At 58.9% G+C, this 17673-nt stretch carries 10 protein-coding genes; 1 reads left to right on the top strand and 9 read right to left on the bottom strand.

Going from position 1 to position 17673, the window contains the following annotated elements:
- Window positions 1-14 precede the first annotated feature (14 nt).
- From glpX to BGP77_RS07570, 5 genes are all read right to left on the bottom strand, one after another.
- Window positions 15-1037: a class II fructose-bisphosphatase gene (gene glpX / locus BGP77_RS07590; protein ID WP_108164104.1), complete on the bottom strand. Its 1023-nt coding sequence runs from the start codon at window positions 1035-1037 to the stop codon at window positions 15-17.
- 262 nt (window positions 1038-1299) lie between these two features.
- Window positions 1300-1704: a cytidine deaminase gene (cdd, locus tag BGP77_RS07585; protein ID WP_108164103.1), complete on the bottom strand. Its 405-nt coding sequence runs from the start codon at window positions 1702-1704 to the stop codon at window positions 1300-1302.
- Window positions 1705-1706: 2 nt separating this feature from the next.
- On the bottom strand, window positions 1707-2417 hold the full coding sequence (gene deoD / locus BGP77_RS07580; protein ID WP_108164102.1) for a purine-nucleoside phosphorylase: 711 nt from the start codon (window positions 2415-2417) through the stop codon (window positions 1707-1709).
- Window positions 2418-2512: 95 nt separating this feature from the next.
- Window positions 2513-3958 (bottom strand): ATP-binding protein, encoded by a 1446-nt coding sequence (locus BGP77_RS07575; protein ID WP_108164101.1) that lies wholly within the window; start codon window positions 3956-3958, stop codon window positions 2513-2515.
- Window positions 3958-4683, bottom strand: coding sequence for a response regulator (locus BGP77_RS07570; protein WP_108164100.1), 726 nt, complete (start codon window positions 4681-4683; stop codon window positions 3958-3960). The genes BGP77_RS07575 and BGP77_RS07570 overlap by 1 nt, the downstream gene beginning before the upstream one ends.
- Before the next feature lie 183 nt (window positions 4684-4866).
- Between BGP77_RS07570 and BGP77_RS07565 the strand changes: the two genes are divergently transcribed.
- Window positions 4867-7761, top strand: coding sequence for a class I adenylate cyclase (locus BGP77_RS07565; protein ID WP_146171214.1), 2895 nt, complete (start codon window positions 4867-4869; stop codon window positions 7759-7761).
- On the opposite strand, the gene BGP77_RS07560 is transcribed toward BGP77_RS07565, so the two are convergent.
- The 4 genes from BGP77_RS07560 to BGP77_RS07545 all read right to left on the bottom strand — a co-directional run bounded on the left by BGP77_RS07560 (window position 7738) and on the right by BGP77_RS07545 (window position 17670).
- Window positions 7738-8214, bottom strand: coding sequence for a chemotaxis protein CheW (locus BGP77_RS07560; protein ID WP_108164098.1), 477 nt, complete (start codon window positions 8212-8214; stop codon window positions 7738-7740). The genes BGP77_RS07565 and BGP77_RS07560 overlap by 24 nt on opposite strands.
- Window positions 8198-14704 (bottom strand): Hpt domain-containing protein, encoded by a 6507-nt coding sequence (locus tag BGP77_RS07555; RefSeq protein WP_108164097.1) that lies wholly within the window; start codon window positions 14702-14704, stop codon window positions 8198-8200. Before BGP77_RS07555 ends, BGP77_RS07560 begins: the two co-directional genes overlap by 17 nt.
- Before the next feature lie 268 nt (window positions 14705-14972).
- Complete coding sequence (locus BGP77_RS07550; protein WP_108164096.1) at window positions 14973-17069, bottom strand: methyl-accepting chemotaxis protein; 2097 nt, start codon at window positions 17067-17069, stop codon at window positions 14973-14975.
- Between the two features lie 58 nt (window positions 17070-17127).
- Window positions 17128-17670, bottom strand: coding sequence for a chemotaxis protein CheW (locus tag BGP77_RS07545; RefSeq protein WP_108164095.1), 543 nt, complete (start codon window positions 17668-17670; stop codon window positions 17128-17130).
- Window positions 17671-17673 lie beyond the last annotated feature (3 nt).

Here is a 17673-nt window from a genome sequence, read left to right as displayed (position 1 = left end):
CACCGAGCCACCGATCACTTAGCAGCGATATCCACCATGTCCTGGAAACTCTGCTTTGACGGCCGACCGAATTCGACCGAACGCTTGAGACGGTGGATGCCCTTGATAAAGCGCAGCGAACCGGACTCAGCACGAATCACAATCGAATGAGTGGTGATGCCACCGTCGCGATCGTAATGCACGCCATCGAGGAACGGCCCACCGGTAATGCCGGTCGCGGCGAAGAAGGCGTCATCGGCGGCAATCAGATCGTCGAGCCGAACCACCTGGTCCAGATCGATATCCAACTCCATCAACTTCCGCCGTTCGCTTTCCAATTGAGGTGAGCGCACACCTTCCATGCCACCGTTCAGCGCTTTGACCGCGGCTGCCGAAATCACGCCTTCCGGCGTACCGCCAATGCCCATCAGCACATCGACGCCGGTGCCGGGAATGGCCGCCATCAAAGCGCCCATCACATCGCCATCGGTGTGCAGTTGCACCCGGGCACCCGCCGCGCGGATTTCTTCGATCAGCGTCTTGTGGCGCGGCCGGTCGAGCACGAAGACGGTGACTTCGTTGACCTTGCGCTCCAGTGCTTCGGCAATGGAATAGAGGTTACGGGCGACTGACTGGGTGATGTCGATGGCGTCGCGGGCGTCTTCACCGACAACGATCTTATTCATATAGAAGGACGGTCCCGGGTCCCACATGGCGCCGCGTTCGGTCGCGGCGACAACGGCAATGGAATTGGGGCGGCCTGTGGCCAACAGGCGGGTGCCTTCGACCGGGTCTACTGCAATGTCGAGTTTGGGTTCGGCGCCGGTACCGACGCTTTCCCCGTTATAGAGCATGGGCGCTTCGTCTTTCTCGCCCTCGCCGATGACCACGACGCCATCCATGCTGACTGTTTGCAGTACAGCACGCATAGCGTCCACGGCAGCGCCGTCGCCGGCCTCCTTATCGCCCGCGCCCATAAAGCGCGATGCGGAAAGGGCCGCCGCCTCAGTCACCCGCACCAGCTCCATGCCCAGGTTTCGATCGGGCTGCTGCTTCATGGTGTTACCTGCGGCTTCATCTTGTTTCCTAAGGATCGTCAAATGATAGGCACCGGTCGGGCGCTCCGTGGCCAGTTAGCTGGCTCTTCTCAAGGGGGGAATCAGACCGACCGGTAGCAGCGACTATACCGGCGCAAAGACCCGGCACAAGCACGGAAAACGGTTTCAGGCGGAAAAGAAATTTAATGACGAAAAAGGCCTGGTGATGGGCCGGGCCTAAACGTTTAAGTTGTAGTTTTATTCCTTTAATTTGACCGTTCGGTCAGCTCAATCCGTCGAAACTAAAACCGTCGGGCAGCAGATCGTTGGCGGTCCATTCCCGCTGGCCTTCGCCATCGTTGGTTGCCCAGATTTTGCCATCGGCAGGCATAAACTCGGCGATCACTTGGCGGCAGCCGCCGCAGGGCGAAAACAGATTGGTGCCTGGCATGAACACCACCAGTTCCACTATCTCGCCCGGGCGCACGCCGGCCGACGCCGCTGTGCCAATGGCAGTACGTTCGCCACACATGCCCAGCGGATAAGAGCGGTTTTCCACGTTACAGCCACTGAAGATACGACCATCCGCGGTGCGCAGGGCGGCACCGACCGGAAAGTCGCTGTAGGGCACGTAAGCGTTACCGGCGGCCGACTTGGCGGCCGCTTTCAGATCGCTGGGAGCCGCCATGATTAGAGACTCACAGCCGCTTTGAGGGCGATCTGGATCATTTCGTTAAAAGTGGTCTGGCGTTCGTCCGAGCTGGTCGCTTCGCCACGCACGATGTGGTCGCTGACGGTCATAATGCCAAGCGCCTGCGCGCCGAATTCAGCCGCCACGCCGTACAGACCGGCGACTTCCATTTCCACCGCCAGAATACCCATCTTGCGCAACGTCGGAATCAAGGCTTCTTCGGGTGAATAGAACAGATCAGAGGTGAATACGTTACCGACCTGAGCTTCAACGCCAGCGTGTCGCGCGCTGTTGACCGCCGCTTCCAACAGTGAATAACTGGCGGTGGCGGCGAAATCGTAGCCCAGCAGGCGGGTGCGGTTAACACCGCTATCGGTGCTGGCACCGCTGGCAATGATGACGTCGCGCAGTTTGATGCCGTCACCGATACCGCCACAGGTACCGACACGAATCAGGTTTTTAACACCGTATTCGGTGATCAGTTCTTTGGCGTAAATGGAGATCGATGGAACGCCCATGCCCGACCCCATCACCGAGACGGGTTTGCCATCGAAGGTGCCGGTGTAGCCGAACATGGCACGCACGTCGGTCACGCGTTTGGCGTCGTCGAGAAAGTTTTCGGCAATGTATTGAGCGCGCAGCGGATCACCGGGCATCAGGACGGTTTCGGCGAAATCGCCGGCGTTGGCATTGATATGGGGAGTGGGCATAAAGTCCTCGTGAATTTTCTGACCAATTGTTCAACTTGCCGCACTATAACGGCTTGCCCGCCGGGCGACCAGTGGCGGCGCGTCGTCGCAAGGGTTTAACGCCGGGGTAACAACACCGCCGCTTCCAAACCCGTGCTGATGCGATTGCGCAATTTCAGCTGTCCGCCATGGGCGTGGGCAATATTACGGGCAATACTCAGACCCAGTCCGGCACCGCCAGTATTGCGGTTGCGAGACGTTTCCAGCCGGACATAGGGTTCAAACACCTTATCGATGTCGCTTTCGGGAATGCCCGGGCCGTTATCGACCACGTAGATTTTCAGTTCCTGACGGCTGTCTACAATCTCCAGCTTCACCTGAGTGCCGTAAAACGCCGCGTTATGCACCAGGTTTGACAGACAGCGTTTAAGCGCCAGTGGTTTGCCATAAAACGGCCAACGCGCCATGCCGCGGATTTCCAACGGATAACCAAGCAACGCCAGGTCGTCTTTCAACGTATTGACCATCTGATTGATGTCGATCGGGTGGGTATTTTCGTGCACATCGGTGCTGCGGCCCAGATCGAGCGCGCCTTTAACCATGGCCTCCAGCTCTTCTAAATCCTTGATCATGCTGGGCTTAACGCCGTTTTCGTCATCCATCATTTCGGCGCGCAGCCGCAAGCGGGTAATGGGGGTCTTTAGATCGTGCGAGATGGCCGAGAACAGCCGTTCACGATCATCAACGAAACGCAGTACGCGTTCCTGCATCAGGTTGAAAGCGCGCGCAGTCTCCTTTACTTCGCGGGTGCCTTTTTCGTCCAATGGCGCCAGGTGGATGTCGGTGCCGAGCTGACGTGCGGCAGCGGCCAGATTCGACAACGGCCGGGTCATCCAGCGCACCACAAACCAGGCGATGGTCACCAGGACGATCAGCAGGATGGTCAGAAAAAACAACTGCCCCTGATCGAGGTATTCGTTTTCAGACAGAAAGTAGGGATCAGGCAGCAAGCCCGCCAGATAGAGCCATTCACCGTCGCCCACCGGTACTTGGGCCACCAGTACGGGCGGTGGATCGGGTTCCAAAATCAAGGTGTTCTGCGCCCAGCGCGGCGGCAGATCGACCAGGCGGATATCGGCTTCATAGACGTGCAGAAACCGCGGGTCGGCAAACTCCACATTCAGATCGGCCAGACGCTGACCGAGCTTTTCTTCGATGGAGCGCTGAAACTGATCGAGAAATTGCTGTTTCGTCAGGCTATCGCGAATCGGTTCGACCGGAATGAAGTTGTCGTTCACCGACACCAGAAAGCGCGAGCCGCCCATATCACGCAGCTGATTGATGATCAGATGCCGGTAATCGCGCGGGTAGGCGCGGATGAACTCCATGGTTGAGCCCACCGAAAACGCCATATCGCGGGCCATCGATTCGCCCTGCTGCTGGCGCTGACCTTCGAGGAAATACAGCCAGACGTAGTTACTGAAACTGAAGGCGCTGATCAGACCCAACACCATCAGTGCCAGCAAGCGGCTGTAGAGCGAGGTGAAACTGAAGCGCGGCATTATTCAGCCGAAACCGGCACCGTCAGGATATAGCCGGCACCGCGCACGGTTTTGATCAAATGCGGTGACTTGCCATCGTCGTTCAGACGCGACCTCAGCCGGCTGACCTGAACATCAATAGAGCGATCAAACGGCGAGGAATCGCGACCGCGCAACTCATTACTCAAGTCATCGCGACTGAGCACTTCGCCCGGGCGACTGACAAAGAGCCGCAGTAAATTGAAATCGGCGCCATTGAGCGAATGGGCCGTGCCGCCGGGATCGGTCAGTTCGCGGTTGGTCAGATCGAGCAACCAATCGCCGAAACGCAGCCGCTGACGGGCGTCCAGCGGTGAACTGTCAGGGCTTTCTTCGTAACGCCGCAGCACGGCTTTGATGCGCGCCAGCAGTTCACGGGGGTTAAAGGGTTTGCCAACGTAATCGTCGGCGCCCAATTCCAGGCCGATGATGCGGTCAGTTTCATCGGAGCCAGCGGTCAGCATAATGATGGGAATGCGGGAACGGGCGCGCACTTCCTTGCACAGCGTAAAGCCATCGTCGCCGGGCATCATGATGTCGAGGACGATCAGGTCCAGTCGTTCCTGCGGCCAGTACTGGCGCATTTGCTGCCCATCGGCGGCGGTGACAACCACAAAGCCGTTCTTCTCAAGGTATTCCTTGAGCAGATTGCGGATTTCTTCGTCGTCATCCACCACCAGGATGCGCTTTTGTTGTTCTGCGTGCATCTTGGTTCCACTGCTTTCCGTTCACTGAGCCAGAATTGGCACGGCGGGAAAGTCTAACGGTGCTCGCCGGCTAATTCGGTAACAAAGTATATCATCGTGGCCACGAATGAGACGACGGCCTCGGTTCAAGTGCAAAATTTGCATTACACTGCAAGATCGTCTGCTGCGTATTCGAGCTCAGTTGTGGTCAAAAAAGCTCAGGCTGCTCCGGCACCCGCCCAACAAGCACTGCGCACCCATCGCGATCGGTTTCTGGCGATCAACGAGGGGCGTTTGACGCGCCTGCGCGAAAGTTTGCAGACCAAACAGAAACAATGCCTAGAACTGCTGCCACTGCTGTTCCATACCCATCTGCGCGGCTCTCCGGGTTACTTTGTTGAAGCGGATGTGCCCACAGGGCTGATTCAATACCAGCCCACCCAGGGCACCCTGAACCTGCTGCAAGCCATTAACTTCTCAGCCCGCCCGGGCACGGCCCGCGCCCTGAATCCGCAGATTTCCGGCTTATACCTGATGGGCTCCTCCGGCTCGGTGGCGCAATCGACCAGTTCCGACCTGGATATCTGGCTGTGCTACCGGCCCGACCTGACCCCGCGCCAGATCGATCTACTGGAAACCAAGGCCGAAATGATCAGCCTTTGGGCCGAAGGCTTTAATCTGGAAGTGCACTTCTTTTTGATGAATTCGCAGCAATTCGAGGCCGGCGACCAACGCTCGCTGACCGGCGAAAACTGCGGCTCCACCCAGCATTTTTTATTACTCGATGAGTTCTATCGCACCGGTCAGTTGCTGGCGGGTGCACCGCCGGCCTGGTGGTTTGTGCCATCCGACCAGGAAGACCGTTACGAGTCGCTGGTGAACGATTTTCGCGGTCGTGGTGTTGCCCGGCTGGAAGAGTCCATCGATTTTGGTGCCTTACCGGCGTTGCCCGCCGGCGAGTTTATCGGTGCTGGCATGTGGCAGCTCTATAAGGGCATCGACTCACCGCATAAATCGGTGCTGAAACTGCTGCTGTTGGAAGTCTACGCGCGCGAATTCCCGAACGTCACCAGCCTGGCGCACCAATATAAAACCGCCATCCACGAGGGCACCACCGAGCTCAATGCGCTCGACCCTTACGTCATGCTGTACCGGCGCATCGAGCGATATTTAAGCGAGCAACAAGAATCCAGCCGTTTGGAACTGATTCGCCGCTGTTTCTATTTCAAAGTCGGCATTCCTTTGTCGAAACCGGCAAAATCGAGCACCTGGCGGCGCACGCTGATGTCGGAACTGGCCAAAGAATGGGGCTGGAAAAGCGATTATCTGGCCTATCTCGACGGCCACACCAGCTGGCCGATTCAGGACATCATGGCCGAGCGCAAATTACTGATTAACGAATTGACGCGCTCTTACCGTTTCCTCACCCAGTTCGCCGCCGAACACCAAAGCAACCACATGATGAGTCAGCAGGATCTGTTGATTCTCAGCCGCAAACTGCACGCTGCTTTCGACCGCCGTCGTGGCAAAATCGATTTCATCAGCTTTGGCCACCAGGTTGATTTAAGCCACGAGAAAATCCGCATCAAGGAAGTCGGTCCTCGCAAAGGCAAGCCGTCTTACTGGGTCGCGCACAGTCAGCTGCCCAATGGCCAGATTGGCAGCACGCTGAAGAAATCCAGCGGTCTGCTGGAAACCATGCTGTGGTGTCATCTCAATGGTCTGCTGGCAGCTCACCTGCACATTCCGGTGTTTTCTCAGTTCAGTGCGGTAACCAACTTTGAAGTGCGCAAAACGCTGGCCGATTTGCGTCAGTCGCTGCCGTTGGGCATGCCACCGGTGGCGCAGTCGAACTTCTACAAACCGGCGCAAGTAGAACGCGTCCTGCTGTTTTCCAACCTGGGCTGTGACCCGCTGCAACATCTGACCCGACGCGGCCTGCAAAAAATTTCCGCGCGCTCTAACAGCCTCGATTTCAGTTCCTTGCGTGAAAACCTGGTCGCCAGCATCGATATGGTGGTGATTAATTCCTGGGGCGAAGTGGTGGTCGAACACTTCGATCAAGCCGATGCGTTGCCACAGGCGATTCACTTTCTGTTGTCGTTGCTGGCACGACAAAAATACGTGCACCGGCCATTGCTGGAATCGTTTTGCCACAATCAGACCCGGCCGTCGGCCATCGCTAAGCGCATTCAGGATTTGTTCGAAGACGCCGTTGCCGCGCTGTACGACGTGGCGCGACGACAGCCGGTCCGCTTCCTCTACAACCTGGGCGAACAGTATCAGGCGCTGACCATCAATAAACGTCAGCTCAACAGCCTGAGCTTTGATACCGAAGATGAACTGATCGACTGGCTCGGCCAGGAGCAACCCCGGCGCAGTCGCCTGTTGCCAGACCGCCATTTCGAGACCGATAAAAACCGCTTGCGCGCGGTGATCGACCAACAGGAAGAGGAAGGTGTCACCTTGGTGTATCAGGTGACCAAACGCATCGCCACTGTCCATGTGATCGATGAAAACGGCTCGCTGTTTTGCTTCCGTCAGGCGGTGCGCAGCAAGACCAGCCTGCTGGCCTCGTTGCTGCGTTTTCTGAAAGTAACCGAGCATCGTTTGCGCGCTCACGACAGCGATTTGCCCCCCGGCACTACGCCGATTCAGTGTTACGAAATGACGCTCTTACCCAGTGGCATTCCGAGCATGAAACGGATGCGCACCTCGACCTTGATGGAAGCCAAGTACGACACCCATGTGCCCGTGGTGATGGAATTAAGCCCAGACGGCAGCCCGGAATATCTGGTGCTGTGCAACAACCAGGAATTTTCCAGCCAGGAACTGGGCGATGAGTTTTTCACTCAGGTTGCCGACCATATGCTGCGTTCACGCGATGACAATGAACCCTGCCCGCTGCACATTACCGACCTGTCGCTGTCCGATCGCGTGGTCGCCAGCCTGCCCAATGGCCAAGCGCAGAGCATTCACTATTTGCGTTATAAGATGCGCTTGGAACACCGCATTAATGAAGCCATGCAGCAACAGACCTCGCGTCAGCCTTCCGACACAGCACCGACCCGCCCATCAACGGCGCAACGCGGTCAATAATCGCTCCAAGGCGTCCAGATCGGGAATGCTGGCTTTGCCCAGCTGAGTAATCACCGCCATGCGTTCCAGCGGCGCCCGATGCGCCAGGCTGTCTTCACGCACTTCGGCGTCGCTTAAGCGCAACAGTCGTGGAATCCCCTGAATGCGCACGGCAAAAAAACGCGGTTCTGTCTGTTCAGACACGGCATTAAAAATCGCTAAACGGGCACCGGGTGAATCCGCCGCCGCACTGTGGCCGTTGGCCACTTCATAGCTGATCACCGGCACCGTCTGCCCCCGCCAATCGAGCCAACCGAGCAGCCAGTCCGGTGCGTTAGCAGCGTCGGTTAACGCGGCATTGGCCATGACTTCTGCAAGGGCCACCTGCGGCACCAGCAGGCTTTTTTGCTGCATTGGCACCCAGAACGTCGCCAGACGCTCGTCGCTTGACGACGACTCAGGATGGCGTGTCATTGGCGCTCACCGGCGCGCATAAACGCCTGATGCACTCGAACAACACGTCTTCCTGGAACGGTTTACCCAGGTACTCATTGACGCCGATCGACAACGCCCGCTGACGATGTTTCGCACCGGTTCGAGAGGTAATCATGATGATCGGCAGCCGGTGCAGACGTCCATCGTGGCGCACCTGCTGCGCCACCTCAAAGCCATCCATGTTGGGCATTTCAATATCCAGCAACATCACATCTACCGTTTGCGTCTTTAGCACCTGAATCGCTTCCAGACCGTCTTTCGCCAACCAGACATGCCAGCCCCGACGCTCCAGCAAGCGACTGGTGACCTTGCGCACCGTCACCGAGTCGTCGACCACCAGAACGTTCAGCGCTTGGGCTGATGAGGCGGACGTGGTGGACTGGGTTGCGCGCCGCATTAAGGGCGCGACGCGCTGAGCATCGAGCGGGCGGTGACGCAGCAGCGCTGCCGGATCAAGAATCACCACCACCGATCCATCGCCCAGAATGGTGGCCCCAGACACCCCGGCCAAGGCGCTGAACTGCGGGCCCAATGTTTTGACCACAATCTCGCGCGAACCCAGCAATTGATCAACAAAGAGCGCAACCGGCGCATTGGCGTCACTGCCGCGCACCAGAATCAATGGCACCGGAGCGGCGTCGGCATGGATTTCGGGAAGGTCGTCGGCATCGAGCAAGGCGCCCAGATAAAGCGTATGATAACGAGTTCCGGCGTAATCGAATCCGGATTGTTCACCGCGAGCGATGGCATCGAGCTGCTGGCCCGGAACCCGCACAATGCCGTCAATGGTACTCAGTGGCAGCGCGTACAGATCGCTGCCGATGCGAACCATCAGCGCCCGGTTGACCGAAACCGTAAAGGGTAAGCGAATGGTGAACTGACTGCCCTCACCCGGCTGGCCATCGAGACTCATACTGCCACCGAGCTGTTTGACTTCCGCGTGCACCACATCCATGCCAACGCCGCGGCCGGACACCTGCGTCAGCGCCTCAGCGGTGGAAAATCCGGGTTCGAGAATCTGCTGCAAAATGGCGTGATCATCGAGCGCCGTATCCTGGCCGATCAATCCCATTTGCTGAGCACGCTGGCGAATGCGCTCAACATCGAGACCGGCGCCGTCGTCGCTCAGCCGCAACACAATATCGCCGCCTTCACGCGCCAGACTCAACTCAATCTGGCCGACCGCGGACTTACCCGCTGCGCGCCGCTGCTGCGGTGTTTCAATGCCATGATCAACGGCATTGCGCAGCATGTGCTCCAGCGGCGAAATCATGCGCTCCAAGACCGTCCGGTCGACTTCGCCTTCGGCGTTGGCAACAACGAACTCGACTTCTTTTTCCAATTCTGACGACAGCTGGCGCACCATACGACGCAGCCGCGGCACTAACCGGCTGAACGGCACCAGCCGTGTTTGCATCAAACCTTCCTGCAACTCGGAATGCAGCCGTCCCTGATGATGCAATAAGGTTTCCGTCGCGCGGCTCTTGTCAGCCAGGGTGTCTTTCAGGTCGCTGAGGTCGGAACTGGCTTCGAGCAATGAGCGCGACAGCTGTTGGATGTGCGAATAGCGGTCCATTTCCAGTGGGTCGAAATCGGCATCGCCCTTATCGATGGCGCGCTCTTGACGAAACAACACCTGGGCTTCGGTTTCCATATCCAGATGGCGCACCTGCTCGCGCAGTCGTTCTAAGGTGGCGTCCATGTCGGTCAGGGTAAACTGAAAATCGCTGACTTCCTGCTCCAGTCGCGCTCGCACAATCGACGATTCACCGGCCAGGTTCACTAACCGTTCGAGCAAATCAGCATTCACCTTAATGCTGTCCTGAGTGGGAGCGCGCGACGCCGGTGCTGATGCCGGCTCGGAGGGTTCGACCGGCGTCGGCTGCGGAGCCTGCGCCTCTATGCTGGGGGCGAAATTCTGCGCACCGCTGTCGTCGTGGCTGAGCAAGGTACGCATGCTGTCGACGCCCTGCACCAACCGGTCCTGACGTGCCAGCAGGGCGGCAAAAAACGCCTCGTTCAGTTGTGCGGGCTCCGCTTCACCTTGCTCGACTTCGGTCTCGAATTCGTGGCACTGATCGCCCAATCGCTTGAGTTTGGCCAGACGCGCGCCGCCTTTGAGCGTATGCAGCACGCGTTTGAGTTCCGCTGGTGATTCGGGGTTTGTGGGGTTGCTCTGCCAGGCTTCGAGCAATTGCTCGATTTCGACCAGTAATTCACCGGCTTCATCCACAAAGATGTCGAGGATCTCCAGATCCACTTCATCGGTCGACGGCGTCACCGCTGAGCTCGCTGACACGGCCGTACGCGCGCCAACATCAGCTTCGGCCAGCGGCGCCGTCGTCGGCTTCGCTGTCGCCTTCGTCCGGCTCGTCGTCGGCTGATGGTGTTGACGAATCTTCTGGCTCAGCGTCGTCGCCCGATAGCAGCTCCGGCTCGTCGTGATCTGTTGGATCATCGTCGCCAGTTGATCCTGGCTGCGTTGCATCAGTCCCAGCAATCGCTTGCTGGGTTGCAACTTTCCCTGGCTAAGGCCCTCGTACATCGACTCCATATCATGCGATAGCTCCGCCACCGGCTCGATCTCGGCCAATCGCGCGCCGCCTTTGAGGGTATGCAGATCGCGCTGCAATCCTTCCACCGCCAGAGTGTTGGTGGTATCGGCTTCCCACTGCTCCAGTGCCGTCTGCATGCTGTCGACCAGATCGCGCGCTTCTTCGAGGAAGATATCCACCAGCTCACTGTCACCGCTGACCCGGAACACCTCTTCGGCATCGCTCAGGTCGCTGCTGTCCGCCGTCGCATCAGGGGGTGGCAGGTCACCCTCTTCAGGTATCAGGTCATGACGGATCATGGTGTCCATCGGCGTTAACCGCTGCGGCGGCTGATTCAGCGGATCGGCGTCAGAGCGATAACGGCGCAACTGAGTGACAAAATCGCTGTCGACCGAGACCTCCTGACCAGCGGCCAACTGATCGAGTTGCTCAATCAGTTTTTCCTGCCCGCTTTGCGCCAGGGCAAAGAAGTTATCGTCGAGTTCCACTTCACCGGCCAGCGCCATTTCAATCATCAACGCCAAACCCCGGCTCGTTTCCACTACCGGGGGCAGATTCAGATCACGACCTTGCTCCGAGAGGCGGTTCAGTTCGTGCCCCAGGGTTTCGACTGCCTCGCCCGGCTCGCCACTGTCCTGCCATTGCGCCAGGGTACGGGGCGCATCCAGCAGCGTATCGACGCTCTTCGACATCAGCAGTGAATTCAGGTCGGTGGTCGGCGGTTCTGTCGACGATTCGGCATCCGCCGCCTGTTCGCTTTCAAATTCGGCGGTAAGCTCGGTGGCTGCGCCGCTGGCACGCACCACCCGGTCGATAAAGTCGAGATCGTCCGGCTCACTGCGGCCATCCGCCGCTGCACGCAGACGCCGCACGCCTTCGTTGAGCAATTCGATCATCTCGGCATCGAGCGGCTGACGTTGTTCATTCAGCTCGCGCACCCGTTGTTCAAGCGGCAAGACCAGATCAGCAACGGCATCGACGCTGGCCATTCGGGCTGAGCCTTTGATGGTGTGTAAGGCGCGATGCAATCGTTCCGGCACCGGCTGATCGGTATCGGCTTCTTCAAGGAAGTGTTCGATGAACTCCAGATGCTCGTCCAGTTCCTGCTGGAACACGGCCAGCAGTTCATCATCGCTGCCCGATGCGTCGGTGGCGTCTTCGGGCTCAGTGACATCGGTGTCATCAACGTCACTGCTGGCGTTCCAATCGATCGGCTGACCGCGCGCCAGCAGATGTGCCTTATCGGCCAAGTCGTCAGCGCGACGGGCATCGGGGGTTTGGCGTTGATGGTAGGCGGCCACCAGTGCTGGCAGTTCATCGATCACACCCTCCAGCACCTGCAGCAGATCGTCACTGCGACTGATGGTGCCGTCGATCAGGCGGCTGAGCATGTTCTCGACCGCCCAGGCGGTTTCGGCAATCACCTCGGCACCGGCCAATTCGCCACTGCTTTTCAGCGTGTAGAAAGCGCCTCGTAACTCACCCAGTGCGTCGCTGTCATCGGCCTGATCGCGGTAACGCGGATAGTATTCAGCCAGCGCATCGAGCACCGCCCCGACTTCTTCAATAAAGATATCGACGATGTCGGAGGCGACCAATTCAGCGTCGATGGCACGATCCAGCTCGATGCCGTCGAGGTCACTCGGATCGAGATCGGTCGGTTCCAGATCCCGCGGATCCAGGTCGGTCTGGCCCAGACCCGGCGCATCGAGATGAGCGTCGTCATCGAGGCTGTTGCCCAGGTCGGCCAATTCCAGGTCGGTCAGGGGCAGGTCGTCCAGATCGAGGTCTTCATCGTCGACCTCAAAGGCATCGTCGATGGCCCGAGTCAGGTCAAGCTCGTCGTCTTCGTCTTCGTCGTCATCCAGCCCGGCGGCCGCCAGCGCGGCAATTTCATCGAGTTCTTCGGCACTGATGGCGTCGTCGTCATCGTCTGAGTCATCCAGCAAGGCATCCAGATCACTGAAGTCAGCGTCCTCATCGCTCAACAGATTGGCGACACCGGCCTCATCGAGTTCTTCCAGAGTGGTCAGATCGGTGTCGTCTGCTGTCGCGTCGTCATCACCGTCGTCACTGAGCAGATTGGCAACGTCGGCTTCATCGTAGTCGCTGCCTTCCGCCTCCGGCTCGTCGAACTCGGTTTCGTCTGTCGTCGTTGCATCCGCTGCTTCCGCTGAAGCTGCGGCCGGGTTACCGATGTTCTCTAACGCGGCTTCGTCGGCGGCGGTTTCGTCATCGCCGTCTTCGCCTTCGATGTCGTTCAGATCCGGGTCGGTGGCAAAATTCGATTCGGCTTGTGCCAGCCAACTGTCGATGCCATCGGCATCCAGCGATTCGCCGTCCTCGTCCTGTTCCTGCTCTGCTGTCGCGGCGGAGTCGACTTCGTCGTCGGCGGCGTCCGGGTTTTCGACGGGGCGACGCACGTCACCCGCGTCCATTTCCAGCGTCGCCAAAGTGTCGGGTTCTTCGTGTTCCGAGGCCGCGTTAAAGCCATCCAGCTCATCGAGCACCGAACTGTAATCGTCGTCCGATTCCATCGCGCTGAACACGCTATCAAGGTCATCATCGAGATCGCTGCTGCTGGCCGCTTGCAGGTCGGCCGGGAAGCCCAGCGAGGTGATGGCTTCGGCCGCATTTTCCAGCAGGCCGACATCGGCGGCGCCTTCGCGTGCCAACTGCTCAAGGTAATACTGAACACCGATGATGGCATCGGCCAGGGCGTCCATATCGGTCGCTTCCGGCACTTCGTCATCCACCATCAGTTGCTGGCTGATGTAGCCATCAATGCAGCGCAATACCTCGTCGGCTTCCGGCAGTGGCACTTCGTCGAGATCCGAACGCAAGGACCCCATTTCCGCCGGTACGGTGGCCAGTGTCGAGGTATCCCAGCGCGAATCGGCGAATTCCGCCAAGGCATCTTTGATGCGTTCCAGACCGGAACTGGCATCCTGAATAATGGCATCCTGGGCAGGACTCAGGCCCGACGAAGGGGCCTCGATGTCGGCGCTTTCCTCTGTCGGTGAGGTATTGTCCAGCGGGGTGGTTTCTAGCTCCGCCGGTGCGGCGGTGTCGTCGGTTGTCTGGCGGTCAGCCTCGGCCAATTGATAGAGCAAGGCTTTGAGCAGGTCGTCATCCGGCGGCAGACTGACCACTTCCACCGGGTTTTCCAGCAGGTGTTTGAGTTCGCTGTCGAGCTGACGCAGCAACTCCACCACCGCGGTATTGCGAGTCAGCCGCCCCGACGACAGCGCGGAGGTAAACACATCACTGATGCGCCACAGCGCCGCCACCGGCGTTTTTTCAGTCAGCAGCGCCAGTCGGGAAACCGCTTTGCCCAGATAGCCCAGGTTGGCGTCCACATCGACTTCGCGCAGCCAACCCAACAGCGCCAGTTCGTACATCTGGCGCAACTTACGCACCAATTGCAGCACATTGCTCTGCCGGAACAACTCAATACCGGAGTTGTCACTGGTAAAATACGCTGCTTCCAGGTCGGGGTGGAACAGAGCCGCTTCGGTGAGTTCGTCTTCGCTGCGCGCCGCGCGCAACTGATTGGCCGCCGGTAAGATCAGCGTTCGACTGTCGTCCTGACCCTGCGCCAGGCGATCAAGATAAACCGGTAATTGTGCGCTGGCATCCAGCAGTGTCTGTACGGCGTGCGAGGGGTTCTCGACCTCGTCATCCAGCAAGGCCTGGTTCAATTGTTCCAATTCGTCGGCCAGCAGGGAAGCACTGTGACACTCCACCATCTGCAGCGAACCGCTGATCTGGTGCAACGCCTGCAAACTGGTCTCTAAAACAGCGGGATCGGGCGCATCGAGATGGCTTTTCAGCGCATCCGTCGCCGTCCGCAAGGTGGTGTCGATCTCACCGCGGACCCATTCCAATGCCATGTAATCACGGCGCTCGACCATGCCGTTACCTCTTGTCCTGCGTATCGATCATCTGCCCATCGACCCAGGCAGACTGAGCGTTGGCGACACTTGATTCACTCGACGGGCGGCGCCGCCCGTCAAGCCTGTTGTGTTCCGTTAGCACGGTATTTTGACTCAAGTCCGGCCCTCTTGCCCAATTCGACCCGGCCAGCTCTGAGTCGACATCTATCAGTTATCGGCGCGCAGCCCGCAGGCTGTAATGCGCAATGCCGTTTTTGTGAGAACAATCCGAAGCCCTCTAAGGCGCTCAGCGGACCGTGCCATCATCATCTAATGCCGGCAGAAATGGCACTTCGGGAAACGTCTCTTCCGGTGGCAATTTAAAACCGGCGACCGACGAGCGCAGATCGCGCGCCAACTGCGCCAGATTGCCAATGGAGCGTGCCGTGGCGGTGGTCCCTGCGGACGTCTGAGAGGTAATTTCCTGAATCACATTCATGGTATTGGAGATGTGACCGGCCGAAGACGCCTGCTGGCGCGCCGCGTTAGAAATGGTTTGGATCAGGTCGGCCAGATTACTGGAGACGGTTTCGATCTCTTCCAGCGCCACCCCGGCATCCTGCGCCAGCTTAGCACCGCGCACCACCTCGGCCACGGTTTGCTCCATGGACATCACCGCTTCAACGGTGTCGTTCTGAATGGTGGTCACCAGCGCTTCAATCTGACGGGTCGCGGCCGACGAGCGTTCAGCCAGGCGCTGCACTTCATCGGCCACCACCGCAAACCCCCGGCCGGTATCGCCCGCCATCGACGCCTGAATGGCGGCATTCAACGCCAGGATGTTGGTTTGGTCGGCAATGTCATTGATCAGCGAGACAATATCGCCAATCTCCTGCGACGACTCACCCAAGCGCTTAATGCGTTTGGAGGTGTCCTGAATTTGTTCGCGAATGTTGTCCATGCCACTGATCGTCGCCTGCACGCCATCGGCGCCCTTTTTGGCAATGCCTACCGAACGCTCGGCCACACTCGCCGATTCCAGAGCGTTGGCCGATACCTGATCAATGGAGGCGGCCATCTCGTTGATGGCCGATGATGCCCCGGCAATCTCATGCGCCTGATGATCGGAGGCTTCTGCCAGATGCATGGCGGTCGCCTGCGTCTGCTGCGCTGCCGACGACACTTCCACGGCGGTGGAGTTAATGGATGAGACCAATTGCCGCATCTGATCAATGGCAAAGTTGATGGAATCGGCGATGGCGCCGGTGAAGTCTTCGGTCACCGACGCCTGAGTGGTCAAATCACCGTCGGCCAGGTCGGTCAGTTCATCGAGCAAGCGCAAGATGGCGTTCTGATTCTGTTCATTGGCTTCGGCCGTTTCGCGCAGGTCGCGCTGGGTATCGCGCACGATGACAAAGACCGCCAGCATCACCAACACCAGCGCCAGTACCCCAAGACCATAGAGCAACCAGGTACTGCTGAGCGGACGTTGATTGGCCGCCTGCTGAATGCGCGCGGCCAGCGCCGAGGTTTCTTCCAGCAACCGCTGAGAATCGATAAAGATGGCGGCCGCTGAGGCACGCACCGCAAACAGCTCCGGCGACGTGGCGATGATTTCGTTCACCGACTGTGACACGCGATCGAACAGTCGATTGATTTCATCGAGCGTTTCCCGCGCCGCCGGATCACTGACCCGAACAATTCTCGGATTCACGCGGCCAACGCGCATACCGTTCAGCACCTGCTGGAAACGCGCCGCATCGCGTTCAAAGGTATCGGCGGCAACCACCGCGCCTTCGCCACCCACCCGTACCCGGTTGATCGAGCGCATAATGCGTTCGGCCAGCCAGATTTGCCGCGTCGCCAGCGCCACCTGTTCCGGTTCGGCGTCGCCGCGCAACATGATATCAACCACTTCGTCGTACTCGACCTGCATCTCCGGCACCCGCGCGGCCAGAACCTCGGCGGTCGCCAGCAGGTTCAAAATGGTCTCGCGCGATTCCACAATGCGGCTGGCATTGTCACTGACCGGCTCCCAGACCCGCGCCAGCTGTTCGGTATCAATGCTGGCTGCGTGCTCAATTAACGGCGGTGTCTCAGTGCTGGCATCGCCGTTGAGGACATAGTCATAGCGCGCCTGAAAGTCGTCTCGCGCGCGTTGCAACAACATAAAGGCATCGGCCTGACCGGCCGAGGCTTCGGAGGCATTTTTGGCGATTTCCTGAGAAAGCACGCGCATTTCCCCCACCTGATCGAGCAAATCCTGATCGAAGCGGTTGAGCCGGACGTTTTGCACCACCAACGCCACCAGCGCCAGAATCACCACCAGCAGCGATACCAGCAGCAAACCCAGCTGGCGGTTGGTGCTGAGAATGGTCAAAACGTTGCCAGCGTTATGTTTCATGAACGGGCCTCAGGATGGCAAATCGGCTTGCACGGACAGCACGGAGACGGCAATCGCTTCACGACAGTGCCACCTCCTGAAAACGGCGATCCGCATAGAGTGCGGTTAGGCTGATCAGCGCCCAATGGCGTTGATCACGTTGGTATTGGCCGCGAATAAAGGGTTTTAAGCGTTCATCGACATCGGGCGTTGCGGGGTTGAAATCGGCGTCATCGAAATGCTGCACGCCGTCGAGTGCATCGACCAACAAGCCTTCGGTCTGCTCGCCCTGCTCCATAACCAGCACCGGCTGACCCGATCGAGGGTGGCGAGCTTCACTGAAGCCGAAAAAACGACTCAAATCGACCAGCGGGATCAACCGGCCACGCACGTTAGCCACGCCCAGCACCCAGGGCTGCACATTGGGCAAGCGCGTGGTCGCCGGTGCCTGAAGTATTTCACTGACTTCCGACATGGCGACCACCAATGACTGCTCACCGAGGCGGAAACCGATGCCGTGCCAGGCCGCCTCCATATCGGTCCCTTCCGGCAATTCAGCGGCCTGAGCGTGACAGCGACGAGCCATATCACGCAGCAGTTGCACGGGCGTCAGTTCCGCCATGGT

The organism is Saccharospirillum sp. MSK14-1 (genome assembly GCF_003054965.1).
Lineage (GTDB): Bacteria > Pseudomonadota > Gammaproteobacteria > Pseudomonadales > Natronospirillaceae > Saccharospirillum.
Note: the sequence above shows the minus strand (reverse complement) of the source record. Positions and strands in the feature narration are given on the sequence as shown.

Coding starts and splice junctions, on each gene's coding strand:
- BGP77_RS07545 (WP_108164095.1), bottom strand. CDS start 17,670: ATGGCGGAACTGACGCCCGTGCAACTGCTGCGTGATATGGCTCGTCGC.
- deoD (WP_108164102.1), bottom strand. CDS start 2,417: ATGCCCACTCCCCATATCAATGCCAACGCCGGCGATTTCGCCGAAACC.
- BGP77_RS07575 (WP_108164101.1), bottom strand. CDS start 3,958: ATGCCGCGCTTCAGTTTCACCTCGCTCTACAGCCGCTTGCTGGCACTG.
- BGP77_RS07560 (WP_108164098.1), bottom strand. CDS start 8,214: ATGACACGCCATCCTGAGTCGTCGTCAAGCGACGAGCGTCTGGCGACG.
- BGP77_RS07570 (WP_108164100.1), bottom strand. CDS start 4,683: ATGCACGCAGAACAACAAAAGCGCATCCTGGTGGTGGATGACGACGAA.
- cdd (WP_108164103.1), bottom strand. CDS start 1,704: ATGGCGGCTCCCAGCGATCTGAAAGCGGCCGCCAAGTCGGCCGCCGGT.
- BGP77_RS07550 (WP_108164096.1), bottom strand. CDS start 17,069: ATGAAACATAACGCTGGCAACGTTTTGACCATTCTCAGCACCAACCGC.
- BGP77_RS07555 (WP_108164097.1), bottom strand. CDS start 14,704: ATGGTCGAGCGCCGTGATTACATGGCATTGGAATGGGTCCGCGGTGAG.
- glpX (WP_108164104.1), bottom strand. CDS start 1,037: ATGAAGCAGCAGCCCGATCGAAACCTGGGCATGGAGCTGGTGCGGGTG.